Below are 5,042 nucleotides of genomic sequence, written 5' to 3'. Positions count from 1 at the left end.
TTCGCGCATCATGCTGCGCGCCTTGGAGCGGCGCTTGCATTCTGCGACCGCTGCCTTGCCGCGCAGCGGCAACGACCGGAGCGATGAGCGAAGGGCGAACCTCTGTATTGAATCGCCGAAAAGGCGATTATGACGCCGGGAAAGACAGTTTGCCTTACCACATCCGCCGCAGGCGGCGCTCGACTCCGCAGCCCCTAAAGGGGAGCCTTTTCGCGTTGCGGCAAAGCAAAAAGAAAAGCCAGCCACGGCAAAGCCGGGCTGGCTTTTTCTTTTGGGTCGCGTTTGCATCACACGCGCCACATTTGGGTCCTATTTGCGCCCAATTTGCGGCGCGTATGAGGATGTTTTATGCCGGTTTACGGTCAGTGCTGGGAATGATCGCCGCGGCGGATGCGCTTAAGCGCAAACACCGTCAGCAGGCCGCCCAGAGATACCACGCACAGCAGCGTCCACAGCTCGATGGGGCTGTTATCGCTGGTCTGGGGCACGGCAGAAGCCGCCGTGGCCGCAGAGGTGTCCGCAGCGTCCGTGCCGGGGTCCTGCGCGGGGGCCGTCGGCTGGCTGGAGGGGGCAGGACTGTTCGAGCTGCCCGAATCGTTGGAATCGTTCGGTTCCTCCGGGGCCGGGGACGGCGTCGGGTTCGGTGCATTCCACGTGTTGGTGAAGTTCACTTCCACCGTGTCGTTTGCCTTGATGGTCCCCTTGTCGCCGGGGGCCGTAGTGGTATAGTTACCCTGGTTGGCTTCGGTTTCGGTCACGGTATAAGTCAGACCGGCGGGCAGGTTGGTGGCAATGATGCTTTGGCCGTCTTTCAGCGTGAATTCGGCCACGCCGTTCACAAACGTCATTTCGCCGTAGTCACTATTCACCTCTGTTGCCGGTGAACCGTCCGCGTCCGTCAGGGTCACGGTGAAGTTCCAGTCTTTGTTTTTGTCGCCCTGAGCGCCCTCCACCGTCTTGGAAACGATCAGGCTGCCGACTTCGCCGTTCCGGGAATTGGTAAAGGCTACAGTAGCGGTTTGGCCCATGGAAATGGTGCCTGATTGATTGCTGCCGACAGTCGTAACATACCCGTCATGGTTGGCTTCGGCTTCGGTCACTTCATAGTGAAGGTCAGCAGGCAGGTCCTTGGCGGTTTTGCTGTCGCCATCCGTCAGCGTGAAGGTGGCGACGCCGTTCTCAAACTTCATTTCACCGTATTCACCATTCACGTCTGTTGCCGGGTTGCCCTGCGCGTCCGTCAGGGTAACAGTGAAGTTCCACTCGCGGTTAGTTTCGCCTTGGTTGCCAGTCACCGTCTTGGTAACCGTCAAACTACCCACGCGCTGGTTGGTGACCTGCACCGTCACCGTGCCGGAGAACAGGCTGGTGAGGTCCCGCTTTGTCAAATCAGTCCGGTTGGCGGTGGGGTAGGTGTTGCCTTGATGGTCAGAATTGGGGCACTGCTGGACCAGCAGCTTGGACCAGCCCACATCGGTGGAAAGGGTGCGGGGCGCGGTTTCGTCTTTCGGCGCGTAATCTACGCCCTTGTCGTTGTCCTCGTCGCCCACATATTCCAGATGCAGCACGTCGCCGCTCTCCCAGTTGGCATCCTTCCAGTTGATGGTGCCATTGTCAAAAGTCACGTTCTGGGCCAGTGCCGCGCGGATGTTGAACAGGGTGGTGTCCACCGTGTCGTTGGCGGCAAACTGGATCATGCTTCTCACCAGATTGCCTACGCCGCGCTTGACGGTGATGCCATCGTTCGCTTCGCCTGCGTCGGCGTAAACGCCAGAATAGTCCACGATCACATGGATGGGAGTGTCGTTCACCTTGTAGCCAGTGGGGGCGGATTTTTCAACAAGGTAATACTCCCCGACCGGCAAGTTCACAAATTGGGCAGTGCCATCGGTAGTTGTTATTACTGTACCGAACGAAGCAGTAAAGTCCGGAGGAACAGCCGCGCCGTCAGTGGGTTCGGCAATGGACTGGGAGTCGGACTGCCCCCAAAGCTCAAACTCAGCACCCTCAACAGGAGAGCCCTGGTCGTCCAGTTTTTCCACAAACAACTGGTTCTGAATGTTCGACACATACAGGTTCATGGAAAATACGCGGTCCAACGGATAAGTAGACTCGGTTCCGTCCGCGTCGATACGCCAGGTATTGGTATCTATGGCACCGTTCAACGAATCAGCTTCGGTGTAGTAGTAAACGACGGTGTATTTGGCAGTATTATCCTGACAGATGTGGTAGTAAGTATTGATGTCGCCGGGCAGGTCGTCGATCTCTACCTGATACGCGCCGCTGCTGGCAAGCTGGAACACATATGGATTGGTTCTTGCGGCGGTCAGAATGCTGGTCCAACTTCTATCCGGCTGCACCTGCCAGCCGGTGAGGGGATCGCCCGAAATGGGGTACCATTGGCCGTTCTCCTGCTTCTGGAAGATGACAGCGAACATGACGGGATTGTCTTCCGCGTCCGCGCCCACGAGGGAGATTTCATCCGGATCAGGTTTTGAAGCATCATTGTCAAAATCCGGCAGCAGCTTGATCTTGTTGCCGGTGGTGGCGGTCACTTGGGGAATCGCGTAAGCACCCGTACTCCACGGGTCCTTGGACAGAAGGAATACTTCCTCCGAATCATGGGGAGCCGCTTTGAAGTACAAGCCGATTTCGTGTGAGGCGCGGTATCCCTGAGGAGTGGCGTACTCCACCAGCATCAGATTGTTGCCGGAAGCGTCCTGACTATCCTTATACGTGTTATACAACTCATCAAGCGTGAGGGGGTAAGTTTCGCCGGTCTCATCCGTACGGGTAAAGACAAATTCGCCATTTACATCCGTGGTGCCTTCCGCAATGACTTGGGCACCGACCCCGTTGGCTGCATAATCCGCCGCGCCGTACAAATGGAATTCTGCGCCTTTCACCGGGTCGCCATACTGGTCGACCTTGTGCAGTGTGCTTTCCGGGATGGTGACAAGGTTATACCTCAACTGCATGTTGGAGTCGTTGTTGCCGCGTTCAAGATAGAAGAAGTCCAGCGTGTGGTAAGTATTGTTCAGGAGGGTAGTGCTGTTTTCATAACCCAGCTTCTCGCCAAGCGTTTCCTCGGAAGGGATGTTGTTGATTGTGATTTTGCCCGTAGCAAAATTGATGTTGACCGTAGCTGCATTGTGGATGCCGCCCAGGTCCGCGACCAGCTTGCCGTCAATGAAGATCCAAACGTCGTCGTCGCCGGAAAATTCATAGGTGACGGGCGTTCTTTTATCTTGGTCTACATAGCCGCCGTTCTGCTGAATGAACCGGGTGGACATATGCACACCGAAGAAATGATTAAAGCTCGCATCCCCACAAGAATAGGGGTTTATAATACCGTCTTGCTCGTCAACCTCGGTCACGGCATTGAACGGGAAGAATTGCCCCGGTACTGGTGCCTTAGGTGGATCTTTTTTTTCGAGGGAATAACCGCCCGGAATGCCGTACAGGGCGAAGCTGTTCTTGGAGTCCTTATCATTCAGGTCTGCAGGGTAGAGGACGGCATAGTTTTTGGTGCTGTCATAATAGTAATAGCCTTCGCTGTCCACCTGCAGCAGACCCTGTGCGTCGGGGTAGCTGGCCTTGCCGTTCACGTCCTTCGAGGGGTTGAACAGATAGGCGAGGGACTCGTTGGCAGTGCGGCCACCCAGGCCGGCGCTTTGCAATTGTTCATCGGTAAGAGCCAGCACCGGGTAGCCGTCATCGCCCAATTTGTTCTGGACGATGCCGGAGTGTGTTGTTTCGTCCCCGGTCCATTCGTTCCAAGCACCATGCTTAATGTCGGAACCGAACAACAGCGCGTGCCCCGCATTGATACCCGCATCGATGTCGTTGGCGTTGGTATCAGGGCCCTCTTGCGTCGTCTGCCAGTAGTCGAACACGTCGATGGTCGTGCCGTTGGGCGAAACGCCGTTGATAAGGTGGTTGCTCCCCTTGCCATCATTCGGGTCGCCGCTGGGCAGGCCCGCATACGTCTGCACGTCGTCCGCCGCCAGCAGCGCGGGCGCAGCGGCAGACTGCGGCGCTTCAGTCGGTTCCGGCGTCGGGGTGGGGGCCGTTTCGGGCGTGGCGGCGCTCTCCGGCGTGGCCGTCGTGCCCGGGTCCGGCGCGGTTTCCGCAAAGGCCGTGCCGCCCGGCGCGCATACGGTAAACATCATGGCCGCGGCCAGTGCTGCGGCCTGGGCCTTTTGGAACATCGTTTTGCGCAGCATATTCGTTTGATTCCTTTCCTTCCAGTGTGAATGTATCGGATGCGCCGCTTCCGGCGCAGATTGCACTTGACGGTATTTCTATTCCATGCTATCGTTTATTATAAATAAGCGCGCAGGGCGGGAAAAGCAGTTGCGCAAAAATCGGCATCCTGTGCGCAAAATTTGCATTTTTGGGAGGGGGAATCACGGTGCTGCGGATCGCTGTGTGTGACGATGAAGAGCGGCAGCGCGGGCATCTGGCGGCGCTGCTGGCCGACTGGCTGGCTGCGCGGCCCGGTTTGTGCGGCCGGGTGGAACAGTTTGAAAGCGGCGCTGCGCTGTTGAAGTACCGGCAGGAGCGGGGCGGGTTCGACCTGTACCTGCTGGACATCGTAATGCCCGGCCCCAACGGCATAGAAACCGCGCGTCAACTGCGTGCGGCGGGGGACACGGGGCTGGTCGTTTATGTGAGCGGGTACGAGGAGTTCGCTGTGGAGAGTTACAGCGTAGGTGCGTTCTTTTATCTGCTCAAACCGGTGGAGCGGGAAAAACTGTTTGACGTGCTGGACGGTGTCGCCCGGACCCTGGCCGAACGCCAGCGCGGCCGCGCGGTGGTGGTCCAGACGGCCCAGGGGCCGCGCCGCGTGCTGGTGGAGCGCATCCGCTGTGCGGAGCGGGTGGACCGCTGCGTGCGGTACTACTGCACCGACGGCACGGTGGATTCCCAAAGCATCCGCGTGACCTTCCGGGAGGCGGTGGCCCCGCTGCTGGCCGACCGCAGTTTTTTCCTGTGCGGGGCCAGTTTTGTGCTGAACCTGCGCCATGTGACCGGCGTGC

Annotated in this window: 2 protein-coding genes; one reads left to right on the top strand and one right to left on the bottom strand. The window is 58.3% G+C overall.

Annotation, left to right across the window (positions count from 1 at the left end; translation table 11 throughout):
• Window positions 1-362: 362 nt before the first annotated feature.
• On the bottom strand, window positions 363-4,226 hold the full coding sequence (locus Q0526_RS11455; protein ID WP_298733708.1) for a SpaA isopeptide-forming pilin-related protein: 3,864 nt from the start codon (window positions 4,224-4,226) through the stop codon (window positions 363-365).
• Window positions 4,227-4,414: 188 nt separating this feature from the next.
• On the opposite strand from Q0526_RS11455, the gene Q0526_RS11450 reads away from it, so the two are divergent.
• On the top strand, window positions 4,415-5,042 hold a 628-nt coding region (locus Q0526_RS11450), incomplete at its 3' end, for a LytTR family DNA-binding domain-containing protein (protein WP_298733706.1).

Source organism: uncultured Subdoligranulum sp., assembly GCF_937890665.1.
The sequence above is the reverse complement of the archived record's forward strand: the minus strand, read 5'-3'. Positions and strand labels throughout refer to the sequence as shown.

What these genes read in the sequence shown, in the direction of transcription:
- Q0526_RS11455 (WP_298733708.1), bottom strand. Translation starts at nt 4,226, where the DNA reads ATGCTGCGCAAAACGATGTTCCAAAAGGCCCAGGCCGCAGCACTGGCC.